This window comes from Nocardia aobensis NBRC 100429 (assembly GCF_000308375.1).
Classification (GTDB): domain Bacteria; phylum Actinomycetota; class Actinomycetes; order Mycobacteriales; family Mycobacteriaceae; genus Nocardia; species Nocardia aobensis.
Genome location: NZ_BAFQ01000078.1, coordinates 1 through 18,666 on the forward strand (window position 1 = coordinate 1; position 18,666 = coordinate 18,666).

Annotated in this window: 17 protein-coding genes and 1 pseudogene; 13 read left to right on the forward strand and 5 right to left on the reverse strand. The window is 67.8% G+C overall.

Annotation, left to right across the window (positions count from 1 at the left end):
- From RJ03_RS10645 to RJ03_RS37070, 4 genes are all read left to right on the forward strand, one after another.
- A partial coding sequence (locus tag RJ03_RS10645; protein ID WP_245552237.1) for a pseudouridine synthase occupies positions 1-774 on the forward strand: 774 nt, incomplete at its 5' end.
- Between the two features lie 98 nt (positions 775-872).
- The gene (cmk, locus tag RJ03_RS10650) at positions 873-1,541 is read left to right on the forward strand and encodes a (d)CMP kinase (protein ID WP_036500836.1); all 669 of its coding nucleotides are present in this window, start codon (positions 873-875) and stop codon (positions 1,539-1,541) included.
- Positions 1,538-2,980, forward strand: coding sequence for a ribosome biogenesis GTPase Der (gene der, locus RJ03_RS10655; RefSeq protein WP_051024543.1), 1,443 nt, complete (start codon positions 1,538-1,540; stop codon positions 2,978-2,980). Before cmk ends, der begins: the two co-directional genes overlap by 4 nt.
- Entirely contained in the window at positions 2,980-3,426 is a 447-nt protein-coding gene (locus RJ03_RS37070) for a hypothetical protein (RefSeq protein ID WP_157163395.1), read from the forward strand. Before der ends, RJ03_RS37070 begins: the two co-directional genes overlap by 1 nt.
- Before the next feature lie 200 nt (positions 3,427-3,626).
- Here RJ03_RS37070 and RJ03_RS10660 read toward each other — a convergent pair whose 3' ends face one another.
- Entirely contained in the window at positions 3,627-4,229 is a 603-nt protein-coding gene (locus tag RJ03_RS10660; RefSeq protein WP_036500816.1) for a TetR/AcrR family transcriptional regulator, read from the reverse strand.
- 73 nt (positions 4,230-4,302) lie between these two features.
- Here RJ03_RS10660 and RJ03_RS10665 point away from each other — a divergent pair, with 73 nt between their 5' ends.
- Together RJ03_RS10665 and RJ03_RS10670 are read left to right on the forward strand one after the other, a co-directional pair.
- Entirely contained in the window at positions 4,303-5,532 is a 1,230-nt protein-coding gene (locus RJ03_RS10665) for an FAD-dependent monooxygenase (protein WP_036500818.1), read from the forward strand.
- A gap of 205 nt (positions 5,533-5,737) precedes the next feature.
- The gene (locus RJ03_RS10670; RefSeq protein ID WP_036500820.1) at positions 5,738-6,799 is read left to right on the forward strand and encodes an alpha/beta hydrolase; all 1,062 of its coding nucleotides are present in this window, start codon (positions 5,738-5,740) and stop codon (positions 6,797-6,799) included.
- A gap of 103 nt (positions 6,800-6,902) precedes the next feature.
- Here RJ03_RS10670 and RJ03_RS10675 read toward each other — a convergent pair whose 3' ends face one another.
- A complete protein-coding gene (locus RJ03_RS10675; RefSeq protein ID WP_036500821.1) occupies positions 6,903-8,066 on the reverse strand; it encodes an MFS transporter in 1,164 nt (387 codons plus the stop codon).
- A gap of 63 nt (positions 8,067-8,129) precedes the next feature.
- Here RJ03_RS10675 and RJ03_RS10680 point away from each other — a divergent pair, with 63 nt between their 5' ends.
- A complete protein-coding gene (locus RJ03_RS10680) occupies positions 8,130-8,465 on the forward strand; it encodes a MerR family transcriptional regulator (RefSeq protein ID WP_036500823.1) in 336 nt (111 codons plus the stop codon).
- Between the two features lie 113 nt (positions 8,466-8,578).
- Here the strand turns inward: RJ03_RS10680 and RJ03_RS37075 are convergent.
- Positions 8,579-8,668: pseudogene (locus RJ03_RS37075) on the reverse strand (SDR family mycofactocin-dependent oxidoreductase); the annotation flags it as partial.
- A 409-nt stretch (positions 8,669-9,077) separates the two neighbouring features.
- On the opposite strand from RJ03_RS37075, the gene RJ03_RS10685 reads away from it, so the two are divergent.
- A complete protein-coding gene (locus RJ03_RS10685) occupies positions 9,078-10,691 on the forward strand; it encodes an MFS transporter (RefSeq protein WP_036500825.1) in 1,614 nt (537 codons plus the stop codon).
- Between the two features lie 66 nt (positions 10,692-10,757).
- Here the strand turns inward: RJ03_RS10685 and RJ03_RS10690 are convergent, their stop codons facing one another.
- Positions 10,758-12,926 (reverse strand): putative bifunctional diguanylate cyclase/phosphodiesterase, encoded by a 2,169-nt coding sequence (locus tag RJ03_RS10690; RefSeq protein ID WP_063820357.1) that lies wholly within the window; start codon positions 12,924-12,926, stop codon positions 10,758-10,760.
- 116 nt (positions 12,927-13,042) lie between these two features.
- Here RJ03_RS10690 and RJ03_RS10695 point away from each other — a divergent pair, with 116 nt between their 5' ends.
- From RJ03_RS10695 to RJ03_RS10705, 3 genes are all read left to right on the forward strand, one after another.
- Positions 13,043-13,849 carry an SAM-dependent methyltransferase gene (locus RJ03_RS10695; RefSeq protein ID WP_036500827.1) on the forward strand — a complete coding sequence of 269 codons (807 nt, stop codon included), beginning with the start codon at positions 13,043-13,045 and terminating at the stop codon, positions 13,847-13,849.
- A gap of 47 nt (positions 13,850-13,896) precedes the next feature.
- Entirely contained in the window at positions 13,897-14,331 is a 435-nt protein-coding gene (locus RJ03_RS34950) for a protease inhibitor I42 family protein (RefSeq protein ID WP_157122416.1), read from the forward strand.
- A 77-nt stretch (positions 14,332-14,408) separates the two neighbouring features.
- On the forward strand, positions 14,409-15,626 hold the full coding sequence (locus RJ03_RS10705) for an IS30 family transposase (protein WP_036500829.1): 1,218 nt from the start codon (positions 14,409-14,411) through the stop codon (positions 15,624-15,626).
- An 87-nt stretch (positions 15,627-15,713) separates the two neighbouring features.
- Here the strand turns inward: RJ03_RS10705 and abc-f are convergent, their stop codons facing one another.
- Positions 15,714-17,372 (reverse strand): ribosomal protection-like ABC-F family protein, encoded by a 1,659-nt coding sequence (gene abc-f, locus RJ03_RS10710; protein ID WP_051024545.1) that lies wholly within the window; start codon positions 17,370-17,372, stop codon positions 15,714-15,716.
- A 307-nt stretch (positions 17,373-17,679) separates the two neighbouring features.
- Between abc-f and RJ03_RS10715 the strand changes: the two genes are divergently transcribed.
- Complete coding sequence (locus RJ03_RS10715) at positions 17,680-18,114, forward strand: DoxX family protein (RefSeq protein WP_036500831.1); 435 nt, start codon at positions 17,680-17,682, stop codon at positions 18,112-18,114.
- 152 nt (positions 18,115-18,266) lie between these two features.
- A partial coding sequence (locus tag RJ03_RS10720; RefSeq protein ID WP_036500833.1) for an ATP-binding protein occupies positions 18,267-18,666 on the forward strand: 400 nt, incomplete at its 3' end.

Here is an 18,666-nt window from a genome sequence, read left to right on the forward strand (position 1 = left end):
GTCGAGGCCGAGCAGTCCGGTCCGAAGAAGTTGCCGTGGGGTGAGGGCGAACGCCTGCAGAAGGTGCTCGCCAAGGCGGGTGTGGCCTCGCGCCGCGCGGCCGAAGAGCTCATCGAACAGGGCCGCGTCGAGGTCGACGGTGCCGTCGTGCGCGAACAGGGCCTGCGCATCGATCCCGATACCGCCGTGGTGCGGGTCGACGGGGTGCGCGTCGTGGTTCGCGACGAGCAGGTCTATCTGGCGCTGAACAAGCCCAAGGGCTTCCAGTCGACGATGTCGGACGAAATGGGCCGCCCCTGTGTCGGCGATATCGTCGCCGAGCGGGTGATGGCAGGTCAGCGGCTGTTCCACGTCGGCCGCCTCGACGCCGATACCGAGGGTCTGCTGCTGCTCACCAACGACGGCGACCTCGCGCATCGGCTGATGCACCCGTCGTTCCAGGTGTCGAAGACCTATCTCGCGACGGTGCAGGGCGAAATGCAGCGTGGCATCGGCAAGCAACTGCGCGAGGGCGTCGAACTCGAGGACGGTCCGGCGAAGGTCGACAAATTCCAGGTGCTCGAGGTCGCCGAGGGTAAGACGCTGGTCCGTGTGATCCTGCACGAGGGCCGCAAGCACATCGTGCGGCGCCTGCTCGCGGAGGTCGGGTATCCGGTGATCGCGCTGGTTCGCACCCATATCGGGCCGGTCGCGCTGGGTGATCAACGGTCGGGCACCCTGCGAGTGCTGGGCCGCGACGAAATCGGGAAGTTGTACGAGGCGGTGGAGTTGTGAGTGGTGTGGACATGCTGGACGATCGGATCCGAGGAGGCCGTGACGTGGTGGAATCCGGCATCGGCGACGGCATCCCCGGCGCGGAACTCGTCGTCGCCATGGACGGGCCTTCGGGCACCGGCAAGTCGAGTGTGTCGCGCCGGCTCGCGGCGCGGCTCGACGCACGCTATCTCGACACCGGCGCGATGTACCGCGTCGCGACGCTGCGGGTGCTGCGCAGCGGTGTCGAGCTGACCGATCCGGCCGAGATCGCGGCCGCGGTCAAGGATCTGCCGCTCACCATCGGCACCGATCCCGGCCACGAGCTGATCGAACTCGACGGTGAGGACGTCTCGTCCGAGATTCGCGGCGACGCGGTGACCAAGGCGGTCTCCGCCGTCTCCGCCGTGGCCGAGGTGCGGACGCAACTCGTCGCGCTGCAGCGCGAGATCGCGGCCGCGGCCGGGCGCATCGTGGTCGAAGGCCGCGATATCGGCACGGTCGTGCTGCCCGACGCCGATGCCAAGATCTATCTGACCGCATCGGCGCAGGCCCGCGCGGCGCGGCGCAATCAGCAGAACATCGCCGAGGGGCGCGGCGACGATTACGAGGCGGTGCTGGCCGATGTGCAGCGCCGCGACAATCTGGATTCCACCCGCGCGGTCTCGCCGCTGCGCCCGGCCGCGGACGCGGTGCAGGTCGACACCAGCGAGCTGAGCATGGACCAGGTCATCGACGAGCTGTACCGGGTTGTGGCGCAGCAGATTACGGTGGGAGAGCGTAGATGAGCCCGAGTGTGACACCGAGTTCGAACTCCGACACCCTCGCCGGCGACGGTATCTGGACCGACGAAACCGAATGGGAGATCGCCGATTTCGAGGGCGACGCGGAGGCGCACGAGCATGTGCCGATGCCCACCGTGGCCGTCGTCGGCCGACCGAACGTCGGCAAATCGACGCTGGTGAACCGGATCCTGGGCCGCCGCGAGGCCGTCGTGGAGGATATCCCGGGCGTCACCCGTGACCGGGTGTCGTACGAGGCGAGCTGGGCCGGACGCCGATTTCTGGTGCAGGACACCGGCGGCTGGGAGCCCGACGCCAAGGGGCTGCAGCAGGCGGTGGCCCGGCAGGCCGAACTGGCGATGCAGACCGCCGATGCGATTCTGCTGGTCGTGGACGCCACCGTCGGTGCGACCGCGACCGACGAAGCGGCGGTGAAGGCGTTGCGGCGCTCCAAGACTCCGGTGATCCTGGTCGCCAACAAGGTCGACGGCGAGAAGGCCGAGGCCGATGCGGCCGTGCTGTGGTCGCTCGGGCTGGGGGAGCCGCGGATGGTGTCGGCGGCGCACGGTCGCGGTACCGGCGATCTGCTCGACGATGTACTGGCGGTGCTGCCGGAGACTCCGCGCGAGGGTTCCGGGGGAGGGGGCCCGCGACGTGTGGCGCTGGTCGGCAAGCCGAATGTCGGCAAGTCCAGCCTGCTGAACAAGCTGTCCGGTGACGAGCGCTCGGTGGTGCACGATGTCGCCGGAACGACGGTCGATCCGGTCGACTCGCTGGTCGAATTGGGCGGCAAGCCATGGCGTTTCGTCGACACGGCGGGTCTGCGCCGCAAGGTCGGCACCGCCGACGGAACCGAGTTCTACGCCTCGTTGCGCACCAAGGCCGCCATCGAGGCCGCCGAGGTCGCGATCATGCTGATCGATGCCTCCGAACCGATCACCGAGCAGGACCTGCGGGTGATCGGCATGGTCGCCGATGCCGGTCGCGCGCTGGTGCTCGCGTTCAACAAGTGGGATCTGGTCGACGAGGATCGCCGCTACCAGCTCGAGCGTGAGGTCGAGCGCGAATTGGTGCGGGTGCCGTGGGCGCAGCGGGTGAACATCTCCGCCCACACCGGCCGCGCGGTCCAAAAGCTCGTTCCGGCAATGGAAACCGCACTCGAGTCCTGGGACAAGCGGATTCCTACGGGCCGGCTCAACACCTGGCTCAAGGAGGTCATCGCGGCGACGCCGCCGCCGATGCGGGGCGGGCGCTTGCCGCGCGTGCTCTTCGCGACCCAGGCGACCACCCGGCCGCCGACGTTCGTGCTGTTCACCACCGGCTTCCTGGAGGCCGGCTACCGTCGTTTCCTGGAGCGCCGCCTGCGTGAGGAATTCGGTTTCGACGGTTCCCCGGTGCGCATCTCGGTGCGTGTGCGGGAGAAGCGGGATCGTTCGAAGAAGTAGTGGAAGTGCCGGTGCGGGCGGGTTTTCCGTCCGCACCGGCCGTTCTGCCGGTCGCGTCGATGGAAGTTCAGCGGGCCGATCGGATGGGTTCATTGCCTCACGGGCATATGCGCATTGAAACATGTATGTGCGGAATGTTCGGGAAAGCCCGGCTCTGCCACGGCGGCGACTTTCACAAGAAAGGCATCGACCGGGTCGGCCCATCGCATCGCGGGGTACCTGCCGGTGAGGTGCGGCGAGGTGTGTTCTGGGTGGGCGGACTCGGGGACGCGGGCCGGCGCTTTCGAATGCGCCCGTTTCGGTCACGATGTGAACCGCATCACGCTACGGTGAAACCGCTTGGCCCACAATCGAAGAGGTTTGCCATGTGGAGCATCGCCGTCCTGTCGGTCATCGCCGCCGCACTCATCGCCGCCGGATTTTCCGCCGGGTTCCCGGACAAGTAGTCGGCGGGGTCATGCGGGTTCGCGTCGGTCGCTGAGCATTTCGGACTCGGAACCGGGAGTGGGCCTCCACCCTGTATCGCCGTGCGGGTGCGGAAAGGGTGGGGCCAATGACGCCGACGACCCGATGCTGTGTGGCCGTCTTTCGGGGGGCTCGAATTGCCCTACGGCGCAGGGGGATACGTCGATCCTGTCACGGATGATCACGCAGGGTCCTCCGCGTCGAGCCGGTCGGCGACGAGCCGGATAGCGCGGGCGAGATCACGTCCGCGCGGCGTGCTTTCCGCGTCGATCAGCTGGTGCGCCGCCAATCCGGTGAGCAGCACCTGATACAGCGCGCCGACCGCTTCGGCATCGGTGGCCGGAGGTGTGGCGCGCGAGGCTTCCTCGGTGGGTTCGTCGAGTCCCTCGATCAGTCGTGCGAGGCCCGAGCGTGCCTCCCCGAGGTTCTCGGCGAGCCGGTCCCGGATCTCCGGGTGGGCCAAGGCGTCGAAGGTGGCCGACCAGAGGCCGCGGTGGGTGGCGAGGCTGTCGATCACTGCGTCCCACCGAGCCTCGAATCGCCCGGCCGAGAGCGATGTGGCCGGTGGTGAATCCGCCACGGCGCCGGCCAATTCCGTTCCCCAGTCGCGGGTGGCCTGGGCCAGCGCCTCGCCGAGCAACGCCTCCTTGGATCCGAAGTGGTAGCCGATCGCGGCCATGCTCACCCCGGCTGCCGTGGCGATATCGCGCACCGTCGTCCGGTCGTATCCCTTGTCGAAGAGGCATTGCCGGGCTCCGGCCAGCAGATCCTCGCGATTTCCCATGTCCGACAGAGTAGCGCATTCGCCTTAGACAAACGTCTTGCGCGTTTGCGCAAATTCGCTGTACGGTTTCGCCATGCACCAGACGAGCAACACCACAGTCCTGATCAGCGGCGCGAGCATCGCGGGCCCGGCCCTCGCGTTCTGGCTGGCCCGGTACGGTTTCGAGCCGACGGTCGTGGAGAAGGCCCCGGCGTTGCGGGCCGGCGGTCAGGCCATCGACGTGCTGGGCACGGCCACCGAGGTGGTTCGCCGGATGGGTCTGCTGGACCGGGTGCACGAACGCAGCACCGGCAAGCGCGGTACGTCCTACGTCGACGCGGGTGGGCGGGTGCGCGCGAGCATCGACAGCGAGACCTTCAACGGCGTCGGCGCGGACGGTGATACCGAGATCCAGCGCGGCGACCTGGCGGAGGTGCTGTACGAGGCGACGTGCGACGACGTCGAGTATCTGTTCGGCGATTCGATCGCCGCGCTCACGCAGGAAGAGGGCGGTGTGCACGTGATCTTCGAGAACGCGGCACCGCGCACGTTCGACCTGGTGATCGGCGCCGACGGCGTGCATTCGAACACTCGCACGCTGGTGTTCGGGCCGGAGTCGCAGTTCCTGCGTCACATGGGTTACTACATCTCGATCTACACGATCCCCAATGTGCTCGAGCTGGACCATTGGGAGCTCGACTACAACTCGCCCGGCAAGATCGCCGGTAGCTACAGCGCGCGATCGAACATCGAGGCGAAGGCGATCTTCGCGTGGGCCTCGGACCGGCTCGACTACGACTACCGCGACACTGCGCGTCAGCGCGAGATTCTCTCCGAAACCTTCGCCGGTGAGGGGTGGGCGGTGCCGATGCTGCTCGAGCATCTGCCCGCGGCGCCGGACTTCTACTTCGATGCGATGGCTCAGATCCGGATGCAGACGTGGTCGTCGGGCCGGATCGCCCTGGTGGGCGACGCGGGTTACTGCGCGTCGCCGCTGTCGGGGCAGGGGGCGGATCTGTCGCTGGTCGGCGCCTATGTGCTGGCCGCCGAACTGGCCGCGGCTCGGGATGATCATCGGGCGGCGTTCGCGCGCTATGAGGAACGGATGCGACCGATGGTCGACGCCTGTCAGAAGTTCGCCGAGGGTGTCGGCGCGTGGTACGCGCCCAGCAGCAAGGCGATGATCGGGTTCCGCAACCTCAACGTGCGGATGCTGCGTTACCTGCCGTGGCGCGGACTGATCGGCGGGGCGCCGCAGAAGGTCGCGCGCACCATCTCGCTGGACGATCCGGAAGCGCGGACGCCGGACGTCTCCGTCGCGTGACCGTCATGTCTGTTATGCGAAACCGATCGGTCGGAAATAAACATCACATTTCAGTAACGGTGCCTAACGGGGGGTCGATACGGGCGTGACACGCGCAGTGCGGCGGGCCCCGGCGAGACAGGGGGTCGGGGCGGCGGCACTGGGCACCGTCGCGGCCGGGCGGGGGCACGGCCTGCGGCGTTCGATCACGAAAGGTTGCTGTGACATGCGAAGATTGCGTCGGCAGAGATCCGGCCGCTCCGGTGCGACGCCGGGGCGGACCCTGCTCGCCTTGGCCCTGGCTCTGTTCGTGCCGCTGACCGCGGCGGTATCGGGCCAGCTCCCGCGGGCCGCGGCGGCCTTCGATCCCTCCGGCTTCGACTTCTGGGTCGATTCGAGTATGGGGCCGGTCAAATCGCGCGTCTTCCGCGCCGCCGACGGCAATACCGACCGCGTCGTCTACGCCCTCGACGGTATGCGTGCGCGCGAAGACCTCAACGGCTGGGAGATCGAGACCGATATCGCCCGCCTGCTGACCTCGTGGAATATCAACGTGGTGATGCCGGTCGGCGGTCAGTCCAGCTTCTACGCGGACTGGAACGCGCCGTCCAGCTTCCTCGGCGTTGCGCCGGGCTCGGGCTCCTCGTCCGGTTCGACATCGGGATCCGGTGCGCTGCAGGCGTTTTCGGCCGGGCCGGGTAAGTCCTACACCTACAAGTGGGAGACCTTCCTGACGCAGAATCTGCGCGGCGCGCTGCGTGACCGCCTGGGATTCCGGGCCGACCGCAACGGCGTCTTCGGCCTGTCGATGGGCGGTAGTGCCGCGCTGACCCTGGCCGCCTACCATCCCGACCAGTTCAGCTTCGCCGGCTCCTTCTCCGGGTACCTGAACATCTCGGCGCCGGGTATGCGCGAGGCGATCCGCGTCGCGATGCTCGATGCCGGCGGTTACAACGTCGATGCGATGGCTCCGCCGTGGGGCCCGCAGTGGCTGCGGATGGACCCGTTCGTCTTCGCGCCGAGGCTGATTCAGAACCACACGCGGCTGTGGATCTCGGCCGGCAGCGGCATCCCCACCGCCACCGACGGACCGAATATGGGCACCGTCAACGGCATGGGACTCGAGGGTCTGGCGCTGGTGAACACCCGCGCATTCCAGGTGCGGATGGCATCCCTGGGCGCGCAGAACATCGCCTACGACTTCCCGGCCGCGGGCATCCACGCCTGGAACAACTGGCGTGACGAGGTGTACCGGATGGCTCCGGACCTGTCGGCGAACATCGGCTGACACGGATTCGCCGACGTTTCCCCTGCGGATCGTCGGCGGTCCGGCCGGCACCGCCACCCGGCGGCGTGTCGCTCGCGCGGCGCGCCACCGGGTGGCGGCGTGGTCACTGCGCCATCGCGTCCGCGTCTTCGGGGTGGGACGCACGGGTGGCGGTGACGGTCATGAGCAGGCCGCAGGCGGTGAGGCCGGCGGCGACCAGATAGAGCGGGCGGGGGCCTGCGGGGGAGTCGGCGATCAGTCCGCCGAGGAGGCCCGCAGCGGCGGCGGCGAGCTGGTAGCCGGAGGCGTTGACGGCCATGGCCAGCGTGGGGGCTGCGGCGGCGGTTCGCAGCACGCGCGCCTGCATGCCGGGGATGACGGCGAAGCCGAGCAGGCCGATCGCCACCACCGCGACCACGGTGAGCGCGGTGACGGTCGCGACGAACCACGCTGCCACGAAGGTCACGGCCAGTAACCCGAGCAGCGCGGGCTGGGCGAACCGGGGGTTGCGGTCGTAGAGTGTGCCGCCGACGAGGTTGCCGATGGTCGCGCCGACACCGTAGGCGAGCAGCAGCAGTGGCAAGCGTCCGGCGGGATGGCCGCCCAGGTTCGTGAGCAGCGGGGCGAGGTAGCTGAACACCATCAGCGCTCCGACGTTGCCGACCGCGGTGATCGCCAGCGCCACCAGCACCGGCCCCCGCCGCAGGACCCGCAACTCGGCGACGGCCGAGGTCCGTTCCGCAGCGGCCGCGGAGGGGAAGGTCCGGGCGATCGCCACCAGTCCGATCAGGCATGCGACCGCGATCGTGGCGAAGGTCGCCCGCCACCCCCACTGACTGCCGATTCGGGTGCCGATCGGGGCGCCGAGAATCATCGCCAGGTTCATGCCGAATGCCAACCGCGCCACCATGGTTCCGGCGCGTTCGGGCGTCGCGGACTGCACCGCGATCACAACGGCCTGGGCGAAGAATGTCGAGGTCACCAGTGCGGTGAGCAACCGGGCCGCCAGCAGCAATCGGAAGTCGGGTGCGAGAGCGGAGACCGTGTTGCCGACGACCGCGACGGTCAGCAATGCCACCATCAACCGTTTCCGGTCGGTGCCGGCCGTCACCGCGGTGAGGAGCGGGCCGCCGACGATCATGCCGACCGCGTACGCGGTGACCAGCAGGCCGGCGGCGCCGACGGTGACGCCGAGATCGGCGGCGACCTCGGGCAGGATGCCGGCGACGACGAATTCGCCGGTGGTGACGCTGAATACGCAGAATATGAGGATGCCGAGTCGAAGCATGCTGGGACGCTAAACTCTCACGTCGACGTGAGAGTCAAGTCCGCACAGTGAACGGAGCGCCGGGTGAAGATCGGAGAGTTGGCCGAGCGAACCGGGGTGAGTGTGCGCGCACTGCGCTACTACGAGGAACGAGGTGTGCTGAAGCCGGAGCGAACCGCCACCGGATACCGCGTCTTCGGTGACTCCGACATTCGCACGGTGGCGCACATCCGCACCCTGCTCGCGGCCGGCCTGCACATGGATCTCATCGGCGAAATCCTCTCGTGCCTGTCCGGCGATTCCCTGCTGCTGGACGGCTGCCGCGAACGACTGGAGGTGGAGCGTCGCAGGATCACCGGTGATATCGACCGACTCGTCCATACCCGGTCGCTGCTGGACGACCTGCTCGCGACCACCTAGCGCGCCTCGATCCCCCACTCCGGGCACGCTTGCGCGGCGGCCGTGCTCGCGTCCTCGGAATCGACGAATACCTTCGTATTCCAGCTCTTTTCGGCCGCGGCGACACCGGGCGGTTACTTCAGGGTGCTGCCGGCATCGACGGTGAGTGGCAGACCGGTGATGTAGCGGGCCTCGTCCGACGCCAGGAAGCACACCGCCGTCGAGCCTGCCGCGAATCCTCGTGATGGAGAACAACTTCGACTTCACACCGGGGCGTGCGGAGCTGCCGGCTCTCGTCGAGCACTATCTCGACATCCTGGAGCCGCCGGCAGCGAAGCCCGCCGGCGAGTGAGGACCGCCCGGTGCCACGGCGCGGCGGTCGAACCCTCTCACCCGCACAGATTTCCGGAGTCGAGCGCTACTCCGAAGATGTGGCTCAGCCGCTCTCCTTCGAACAAGAGCAGGAACAAGCCGTAGTACACATCGAGCATCAGAGCATTGTGCACTGCCGCGGTGTCGTACGGCGTCGAGATGCGCGAGTTCGGTCCCACTGAGCGGGTTCGGTGATATTCGGACCACCCGGAATGTGACACGGTTCACGCCATCTTGTTCACCTGTCACTCCGGAGGGCACATGTCCACCTCCCTCGAAGCGACGACACCGTCGGAGCCGGTCGATACGACCGGCCGTCTCGACGGTGCGTCCAAACTTCGCATCTTCACCGTGCTCGCGGTGATCGTGCTGTTCACCGAGGTCGCCCCCATGCAATTCGTCATGGTGTCGGCGGCCCTGCGCCAGATCGCGCCGACCTTCCCCGACCAGGGCGCGAACATCAACTGGGCGATCATCATCTTCGGCGTCATCGGCGCCGCGGCCTCACCGCTCGTCGGCAAGATGAGCGACATCTGGGGCAAGAAGCGGATGTTCATGCTCTGCGGGGTGCTGTTCCTGATCGGCTGCGCGCTGTGCGCGATCACCAGCAACTGGATGCTCTTCCTGCTCGGCCGGGGTCTGCAGGCCACCGCGATCGCCACCGCGGTGATCTCCTACGGCCTGATCCGCGACCTCATGCCGCGCAAATATGTGCCGATCGGGCTGGGTGTCGCCTCCACCGGCCTGGGCGTTTCGGCCGTGGCCGGACCGCTGATCGGCGGCTACATCGTCGACCACCACAGCTGGCGAGCGATCTTCTGGTTCCTGTTCGTCTTCACCGTGATCATGCTGCCGCTGGTCGCGCTGATCGTGCCGGAGTCGCGGCTGCGCACGCCGCAGCGGCTGGACTTCATCGGTGCGGTGCTGCTGGCCGCGGGTGCGGTGCTGACGCTGATCTACCTGGACAAGGGTCAGGATTGGGGCTGGGCGAAGCCGTCCACGCTCGCCTGGCTGGTCGGCGGGCTGGTGCTGCTGGCCGCCTTCCCGATCGTGGAAATGCGTGTGCGGCAACCGATCATGGATATGAAGCTGCTGTTCCACCCGCGCGTGAGTGTGGTGCTGTTCGTCGCGCTGCTGGCGTCGTTCACGATCGGATATCAGGGCTATGCGGTGGGGTACATGACCCAGTCGCCGCCCGCGGCGGACGTCACCGCCGGTGTCGTGCAGGGCACGCTCGCCGAGATCCACGCCCAGACCGGGCAGATGCTGCCGGCGCAGGCTGTGCAGGTGAGCCTGAATCCGGGCTACACCTACGGCGACAATCTGACGCTGCTCGGATATGCGGTGCACGTGGCGCTGGCGCAGGCGGTGATCGGCATGATCGCCGGCCTGATCGGCGGCTTCTGGATTCGCCGCTCCGGCGCCCGGATGCCGCTGATGTCGGCGCTGGTGGTGATGGTGCTCAGCGGGCTGGCCTACGCGGTCCTCGATCACGGCTGGAGTGTGATCGCGCTGATCAGCGCCGTGTACGGCCTCGCCTTCGGCCTGTACTACGCCTCGACGCCGAACCTCATCGTGGAGGGCGTTCCGGCCGAACAGCAGGGCATCAGCGCGGGCATGCTCGGGGTGATGCAGTCGATGGGCGCCGCGATCGGCATCGCGGTGGCGACCGCCTTCCTCAACGCCAATCCGGTGCGCGCCGATATCTCGGTGGCGGGAAATCATGTGGCCACCAAGGATATTCCGCTGTTGTTCGCCGACCGCGGATACGAGCTGGGCTTCTACTTCGTGGCCGTGTCCGCGGCGATCGCGCTCGTGGGTGTCGTGTTCATGAAGCACGGTCGCAGCGCGGCCACCGGTGGTACCGCGTACTGATTCCGGGCTGAACGCGGGCGGTGCGGTGACCGGCGACGGCCACCGCACCGCCCGCGTGCGTCATGCTCAGCGGCCGTGCGGATTCGGCAGCGAGCCCGGCAGTTCGAGCGGCAGCGACCCGGGTTCGACGAGTTCGCGGGCCAGCAGATCCGCGATCACGTCGGCGTGCACCGGATGGTGGAAGTACCAGCCCTGGGCGGTATCGCACTGCAGTCCGAGCAGCCGATCGGCCTGATGCCGGGTCTCCACACATTCGGCGGTCACGCTCAGACCCAGATCGTGGCTGAGGTCGATGATCGTCTCCAGGATCAGCAGATCGCTGCGGCCGACCGTGCCGGCATTGCGGATGCGATGGATGAACGGCCCGGCCAGTTTCACCACGTGCAGCGGAAGCTGGCCCAGATAGGCGAGGTTGGAATAGCCGGTGCCGAAATCGTCGATGGCGATGCGGATTCCGGATTCGGCGAGGGTGTGCAGCGCTTGCAGCGGCCGCCCGATCGCATGCATGAAGGTGCGCTCGGTGAGTTCCAATTGCAGCCGGTCCGGCGGGATTCCGGTATCGGCCACGATCTTCTGCACCCGTTCGAGCCAGGCCGGATCGGCGACCTCCTCCGCCGACACGTTCACGCTGACCACGGGCGCCTTGTCGCCGAAGCGGTCGCACCAGCGCCGGCCCTCCCGGCACGCCTGCTCCAGCACCACCGTGCCGAGCGCGATGATGTGGCCGCCGCCCTCGGCCAGGTCGATGAACCGTGCGGGACTGAGAATTCCCAGCTGGGGATGGTGCCAGCGCACCAGCGCCTCCACCGCGACCGGCCGATGGTCGCCGAGATCGACGATCGGCTGGTAGTCGAGGAAGAATTCGCCGCGGGCCAGCGCGCCCGGGAGATCGGCGAGCAGTTCGGCGCGGGTGTGCTCCCGGCGGCGCCGGCTGGGGTCGAAGACCGCGTAGCGGCCGCGGCCGTCGGTCTTGGCCCAGTACATGGTCGAATCGGCGGCCTGCAGCAGCTCTTCGGTGGTGGTTTCGGCGGCCTGTTCGGAGATGACGCCGATGCTGACGCCGATCCGCAACCGGTGCCCGTCGATGTCGAACGGCACGGTGAACGCGTCGAGCACCGTGCGGGCCAGATCGATCAGTTCGCGCCGGCGTCGGGTGCGGGGCACCAGGATGACGAATTCGTCGCCGCCCATGCGGGCCACGAGATTGTTCTCCCCGACCGCGCACGCGCACAGCCGGGCCGCCGCACGGGTGAGCAGTTCGTCGCCGATGGAATGGCCGAAGGTGTCGTTGACGGCCTTGAAATGGTCGAGGTCGACGTAGCACAGGCCGACCCGCGCGTCCGGGTCGGCGAAGGCTTCGGTGAGGGCGTCGAAGAACCGGGACCGGTTGGCCAGCCCGGTGAGCGGATCGTGATGGGCGCGGTAGCTGAGCCGCTCGCGCAGCTCGCGCTGTTCGGAGATGTCCTCGACCAGGACCAGCGTGTACTGCGGCCGGCCGTGATCGTCACGGATCAGCGAGACGTTGATATTGGTCCACACGGTGTGCCCGTCGCGATGGCGATAGGCCTTCTCCATCTGCGCATGTTCGTGATCCCCGCGCAGCACCCCCGCGTACAGCTCCCACATGCCCGGCGGATCGTCGGGATGGGTGAGGTCGGTGACCTCGAGTTCGTACATCTGTTCCGGTTCGTAGCCGAGCATGGCGGCGAACGCGTTGTTGACCTCGATGATCCGGCCGGTCATATCCGACAGCCCCGTGCCGATCCCGGCCTGGGAGAACACGGCCCGCAATCGGGCCTCACTGGCACGCAACTGTTCCTCCACCACACTGCGCGCCGCGATATCGGCGGTGCGCACACTTTCCTGTTCGCTGAGCAGCCATGCCCGGAACGCTCGAACGTAACCGCCGGCGAACGCGCCGATCAGTTCCGCGGCCCGTCCCGAGCCGATGTCGAGTTCGGCGAAGTAGGTGGCCAGCACCGTCATGGTGCGGCCGAGAACCTCGTCGCCGACGAAATGAGCGCGGGCCAGATCGCCGCCCAGTTCGGCGACCCGCGCGGTACCGCCGGAGTCGGCGGCGTCGGTCAACCCCCGGGCGAGGGTGAGCAGCAACTGGTGGGCCTCGGAAACGCTCATGGGTACGACGTGATCGCGGACCCCGCCGCCGAGCGCCGCTGCCCATCGGTGCGCCAGGTCGGCGTGCGGACCGTCGTGTTCGGACCCATCCCACGCCATGTCGATGATGGTAGCCGGGGCGTGGACTTCATGTGAACCGCGGGAGTTTCGCACGTGTGTCGAATACGATTGCGTGGCTTCGCCTTCCGGCGGGGTTCAGTTCCAGAGAGGTTGCGATGACCAGACCTAGTTGGGCGCCGGAAGGCATCGACCTGGATCGGCCCAGCGCATCCCGGGTGTACGACTATTTCGTCGGCGGGATGCACAATTTCGAGATCGATCGCACACTGGCACGCCAGATCGAATCGTTCACTCCGAATGTCGCCGAAACCATGCGCGCCAACCGAGATCTGTTGCGTCGCTGCGTGCGTCATCTGGTCGACGCCGGTATCACGCAATTCCTGGATCTGGGCTCGGGCATTCCGACCGTCGGCAATGTGCACGAGGTGGCGCAGGCGCGCAATCCGCAGGCGCGGGTCGTCTACGTCGATATCGACCCGGTGGCGGTGGCGCACAGCCGGGCGATTCTGAACGGCAACCCGCATGCGGCGGTCGTGCAGGCCGATGTCGCCGAGCCGGACACGATTCTGAACGATCCGCTGGTGCGGGAGGTGCTGGACTTCGACCGGCCGATCGCCGTATTGCTTTTGGGAGTGCTGCATTTCGTCCCGGACGAGGCCGATCCGGCGGGATGTGTGGCACGGCTGCAGCGGGCCGTCGCCCCGGGCAGCTATCTGGCGATCACCCATGCCACCGCCGACGGGCAGCCGGTCGAAGTGCTGGAGGCGCAGAAGCTCTCGGGGCGCACCTCGACCGAGATCGTGCTGCGCGACAGAAACCATATCGCGGGATTCTTCCACGACTGGCCGTTGCTGGAACCAGGACTGGTGCATCTGCCGTTGTGGCGGCCGGACAATCCGGCCGACGTGGGGGAGCATCCCGAATTCTCCGGTGCCTATGGCGGTTTGGCGTTGCTGAGCTGAGCACGACTGTAGGGTGTGGACGCCCGTTTGAATATGGAAGGAATGCGGTGCGTACACCTTTGCTGATGGTTGTGTTCGGTCTGGCGCTGGCGGCCGGTGGGGCGAATGCGGTTGCCGGGGCCGACCCGATTCCCGCGGTGCCCGGTGCCGTGCAGGCGGTATCGGAGCCGATCATCGTCGGTACCGACGGCGACGGCGGGACCACGACCCTCGACGTCGGTCAGGAACTGGCGGTGGCCCTGCCCGACAACCCGACGACCGGTTACGTCTGGCAGATCGGTGAGGTCGACCGCGGGGTGCTCGCCCAGGAGGGCGACCCGGTGTTCCGGCCGGGCAGCTCGATGCCGGGCGCGCCCGGTACCAGTGTGTGGACCTTCACCGCTGCCCGCGCCGGCAGCACCCGGCTGAGCCTGGTGTCGGTGCGGCCGTGGGATCAGGCCAACCCGGGCCAGCGGTTCTCGATGACCGTCACCGTGCGGTAACACCCCGGGGATCGATACGGCCCGTCACCGCAGGTGGGTTCTAGGAGTCGTTGCAACACCCCAGTTCGAGGGGTGCAATGGAGTTCGAGGTTCGATCTGACCGGGGCAAGTCGCGAGGACGTCGTCCGCTGACTGGTGAGCGCGTTGAATACTTGCGTCTCATGGAGCAGGGGCTGGGCAACAAGGAAGCCTGCCGGATTGTCGGGATCAACGAGAAGACCGGCAGGCGATGGCGCAACGGCCGCAACGCGTGTGGCCGGAACAGGGCGGCGCTACCGATTCGTTCGGTGGCGCCGCCGTCGGTTCCTGGGAGATATCTCAACGAAGCCGACCGAATCCACATCGCCGACCGGCTGCGTGAGGGCGGTTCGATCCGTGTGATCGCGGCCGAGCTGGGGCGTCACCCCTCAACAATCAGTCGCGAGGTCCGCCGTAACTGTCATCCTGGTAGCGGCGCCTATCGTCCCCACGCGGCCCAGGCCCGCGCCGACGCGCGGCGGCCGAGGCCGAAAGCACGCAAGATCAACACGATTCCCGAGCTGGGGCGGTTCATCGCCAGCCGCATGGCGCTGCGATGGAGCCCCGAACAGATCTGCCAGGCTCTGCGTGCACAATTCCCGCACCGGCCGGAGATGCATGTGGCCCACGAAACGATCTACCAGGCACTCTACGTTCAAGGGCGCGGTGAACTGCGTCGCGAACTGGCCCGCGCCCTGCGCACCGGCCGCACGATACGAAAACCTCACCGCCGCGTCGAGGCACGCCGCCCACGGTTCACCCACCCGATGATCATGATCAGTGACCGGCCCGCCGAGGTCGAAGACCGCGCAGTTCCCGGACACTGGGAAGGCGACCTGATCATCGGCAAGAACCAAGAAACAGCGATCGGCACCCTGGTCGAGCGCAGTACCCGCTATGTGATGCTGCTGCACCTGCCACACGGTCGCAGCGCCGAAGCAGTGCGTGCCGCACTGACCGAGACTGTGAAAACCCTTCCCGCGCATCTGATCCGGTCGCTGACCTGGGACCAGGGCTCGGAAATGGGCACTCACCACGCATTCACCCTCGCCACCGACATCCCGATCTACTTCTGCGACCCTGCCAGTCCCTGGCAACGGGGTTCCAACGAGAACACCAACGGCCTGTTGCGTCAGTACTTCCCCAAAGGCACCGACCTGTCCCGACACAGCCGCGACGACCTCGCTGCCGTCGCCACCGAACTCAACGGCCGCCCACGCAAAACGCTCGGCTGGCAAACCCCAGCCGAGCGTTTGCATAAACTACTCGCGGCCTGACAACCCACCACGTGTTGCAACGACCCCAAGAATCCGCCGCAAGGGACGGGCCGTTCGCGTGTCCGGGGACGCCGTACCGGCCGAGTATCACCGGTGCGGCGGTTCGTGTCCTGGTGTCGCGGTGGCGTTGTCGTCGAGCAGGCGGCCGTCCGCGAGTCGCAGCCGGCGGCTCACCCGCACCTCGGCGAGGAACCGTTCGTCGTGACTGACGACCACGATCGCGCCCCGATAGGACTCCAGGGCGCCGACCAGCTGGCCCACGCTCACCAGATCGAGGTTGTTGGTGGGTTCGTCGAGCAGCAACAGCTGCGGCGCGGGTTCGGCGAACAGGACACAGGCCAGGGTGGCCCGCAGTCGCTCCCCGCCGGAGAGGACACCGACCGGCAGGTGGGCGCGGGCGCCGCGGAACAGGAAGCGCGCCAACAGGTTCATCCGCTGCGCGGCGGGCAGATGCGGCGCGGCGGCGGCCAGATTCTCCGCCACGGTGCGGTCGGGGTCGAGCAGGTCCAGCCGCTGGGACAGGTAGGCGATGCGACCGTCGGCGCGGGTGACGCTCCCGCTGTCGGGGGTGAGGTCGCCGTGCACGATGCGCAGCAGTGTGGATTTGCCCGCGCCGTTGAGACCGGTCAGGGCGATGCGCTCGGGTCCGCGGATGGCCAGATCGGCGCCCTCGCCGGCGAACAATTCGCGGTCGCCGAAACGGAACCGGATGTGCTCGGCGGCGAATAGGGTGCGCCCGGCCGGGACCTCGGTATCGGGCAGGTTCAGCACGATGCGCTGTTCCTCACGCAACGCCCGCCCGGCTTCGTCGAGGCGGTTCTTCGCGGCGTCGAGACGGGCGCCGTGGGTTTCGTTCGCGCGTCCCGCCGACTGCTGGGCGTTGCGTTTCATGGTGCCGGCGAAGATCTTCGGCAGTCCGGCGTTGCCGAGATTGCGTTGCGCGTTGCTCGCACGGCGCGCGGCGCGTTCGCGGGCCTGCTGCAATTCCCGCTTCTCGCGCTTGACCTCCTGTTCGGCGGTGCGGATGTTCTTTTCCGCCACCGCCTGCTCGGCCTGCACCGCCTGTTCGTAGTCGGTGAAACTGCCTCCGTAATAACGGATTTCGCCGTCGTGGAGTTCGGCGATGCGATCGGTGCGGTCGAGCAGGGCGCGGTCGTGGCTGACCAGCAGCAGGCAGCCGTTCCAGTCGGTGAGCACGTCGTAGAGCTGGTGACGGGCCTCCAGGTCGAGATTGTTGGTCGGTTCGTCGAGCAGCAGCACGTCCGGTCGCCGCAGCAGCTGGGCGGCCAGTCCGAGTGAGACGATCTGCCCGCCGCTGAGGGTGTGCAGCCGCCGGTCGAACGGCAACTCGCCCAGTCCGAGCCGGTCGAGTTGGGCGCGCGTGCGTTCCTCGATGTCCCAGTCGGCGCCGATGGTGGTGAAGTGCCGCTCGTCGGTGTCGCCGGATTCGACGGCGGCCAGCGCGGCCAGCACCGGTGCGATGCCGAGGACTTCGGCGACGGTCAGCTCTCCGGTCAGCGGCAGATTCTGCGGCAGGTATCCGAGGACGCCGTCGACGGTGATGCTGCCCGCCGAGGGGGTCAGCTCGCCGGCGATCAGCCGCAGCAGGGTGGTCTTTCCGGCGCCGTTGGGTGCGACCAGGCCGGTCCGCCCGCCCGGCACGGAGAAGGACAGATCCCGGAACACCGGAGTGTCGTCGGGCCAGGTGAACGACAGATTCGAACAGACGATGTAGGCATCGGACATGAGTGAGACCTCGAAAGTCGTTGTGGCACGGCGCGACCGCGCCACGAGGTGATCGGGTGAACGACGACATGGCCACGTCGGCGGCGCCGCGTGCGCCTACCGGTGGCCGTCACTTCCGGGTCTATCCGGAGATGTCGAGTTCACCAACCATGTCTGGTCTCCTTGATCTACCGACTCCGCCCCGACGATAACAGCCGGACCGTATCTCGCGGAAAAGGCGAGGTCGGATTGCCCTGGTCCGTTGACAGGTCGCCGCGACAGCTTTAATCTTGACAGTGTCAAGATGGACCGATCCGGAGGGTGTCTCATGGCCCCGCTCGTCGTACTCGCCGTCGTCACCGCGCTGGCCCGGCTCGCCGGTGCGATCGACCTCGCCGACTGGCTCGATTCGTGGCCGCACGCCCTGCGCGTCGGACTGGCCGCGATGTTCCTGCTGACCGCGTCGGCGCACTTCCAGCAGCCGCGGCGCGACGCGCTGATCGCGATGGTCCCGCCCGGGCTGCCGTCGGCCGCCGGGCTGGTGACGCTGACCGGTGTCCTGGAGGCAGCGGGCGCGGTCGGACTCCTGGTACCGCCCGTCGCGCCCGTCGCGGCCGCCGGGCTGGTCGTGCTGCTGATCGCGGTGTTCCCGGCGAATGTGCGGGCCGCCCGGGCCGATCTGGGGATCAAGACCATGCCGCTGCCGTTGCGCACGGCCGTGCAGGTGGTGTTCATCGCCGCTGCCGTCGCGGCGGCGTTCTGATCTGTTTCCCGGCCGGTGCTCGCGCCCGGAGTCAGCTCGGCCATCCGGAGAACCGATATTGTCGACAGTGTGCCGAGTTCACTCGGCGTGTTGCTATCGCCCCGCGGTGACCGGCGTCGCCGGGCGCCGGGACCGGACAGGAGTGTTCACGGATGTCGCTGGTCGGCCGGGAATCGGAACTCAAATATCTGGACGAAGCGATCGCCGGCATCGAGGAGCGTGGCGGCGTCGTCGTCATCGCGGGTGAAGCGGGGATCGGTAAAACCGCACTGCTGCAGGAAGTTACGGCGATGGCCACGCTGGCCGGTGTCCGGACCGTGGCCGTGACCGCGACCGAGGCCGAACAGCAACTGCCGTATGCGGGATTGCATCAGATCGTCTTCCCGCTGCGGTCCGGTCTCGATGCGCTGCCACCCACCCACGCCGCGGCGCTGAACGCCGCGCTCGGATTCGTGGACGCGGCCGCACCGAACGAATATCTGATCGGTTCGGCGCTGCTGACTCTGCTGAGCGATCGGGCGGCCGAACAACCCCTGCTGCTGGTGGTGGAGG

Bases quoted from the DNA above. Each gene is read 5' to 3' on its own strand.
- cmk (WP_036500836.1), top strand. From the start codon at position 873: ATGGACGGGCCTTCGGGCACCGGCAAGTCGAGTGTGTCGCGCCGGCTC.
- der (WP_051024543.1), top strand. From the start codon at position 1,538: ATGAGCCCGAGTGTGACACCGAGTTCGAACTCCGACACCCTCGCCGGC.
- RJ03_RS10660 (WP_036500816.1), bottom strand. From the start codon at position 4,229: ATGGGAAATCGCGAGGATCTGCTGGCCGGAGCCCGGCAATGCCTCTTC.
- RJ03_RS10665 (WP_036500818.1), top strand. From the start codon at position 4,303: ATGCACCAGACGAGCAACACCACAGTCCTGATCAGCGGCGCGAGCATC.
- RJ03_RS10670 (WP_036500820.1), top strand. From the start codon at position 5,738: ATGCGAAGATTGCGTCGGCAGAGATCCGGCCGCTCCGGTGCGACGCCG.
- RJ03_RS10675 (WP_036500821.1), bottom strand. From the start codon at position 8,066: ATGCTTCGACTCGGCATCCTCATATTCTGCGTATTCAGCGTCACCACC.
- RJ03_RS10685 (WP_036500825.1), top strand. From the start codon at position 9,078: ATGTCCACCTCCCTCGAAGCGACGACACCGTCGGAGCCGGTCGATACG.
- RJ03_RS10690 (WP_063820357.1), bottom strand. From the start codon at position 12,926: ATGGCGTGGGATGGGTCCGAACACGACGGTCCGCACGCCGACCTGGCG.
- RJ03_RS10695 (WP_036500827.1), top strand. From the start codon at position 13,043: ATGACCAGACCTAGTTGGGCGCCGGAAGGCATCGACCTGGATCGGCCC.
- RJ03_RS10705 (WP_036500829.1), top strand. From the start codon at position 14,409: ATGGAGTTCGAGGTTCGATCTGACCGGGGCAAGTCGCGAGGACGTCGT.
- abc-f (WP_051024545.1), bottom strand. From the start codon at position 17,372: ATGTCCGATGCCTACATCGTCTGTTCGAATCTGTCGTTCACCTGGCCC.
- RJ03_RS10715 (WP_036500831.1), top strand. From the start codon at position 17,680: ATGGCCCCGCTCGTCGTACTCGCCGTCGTCACCGCGCTGGCCCGGCTC.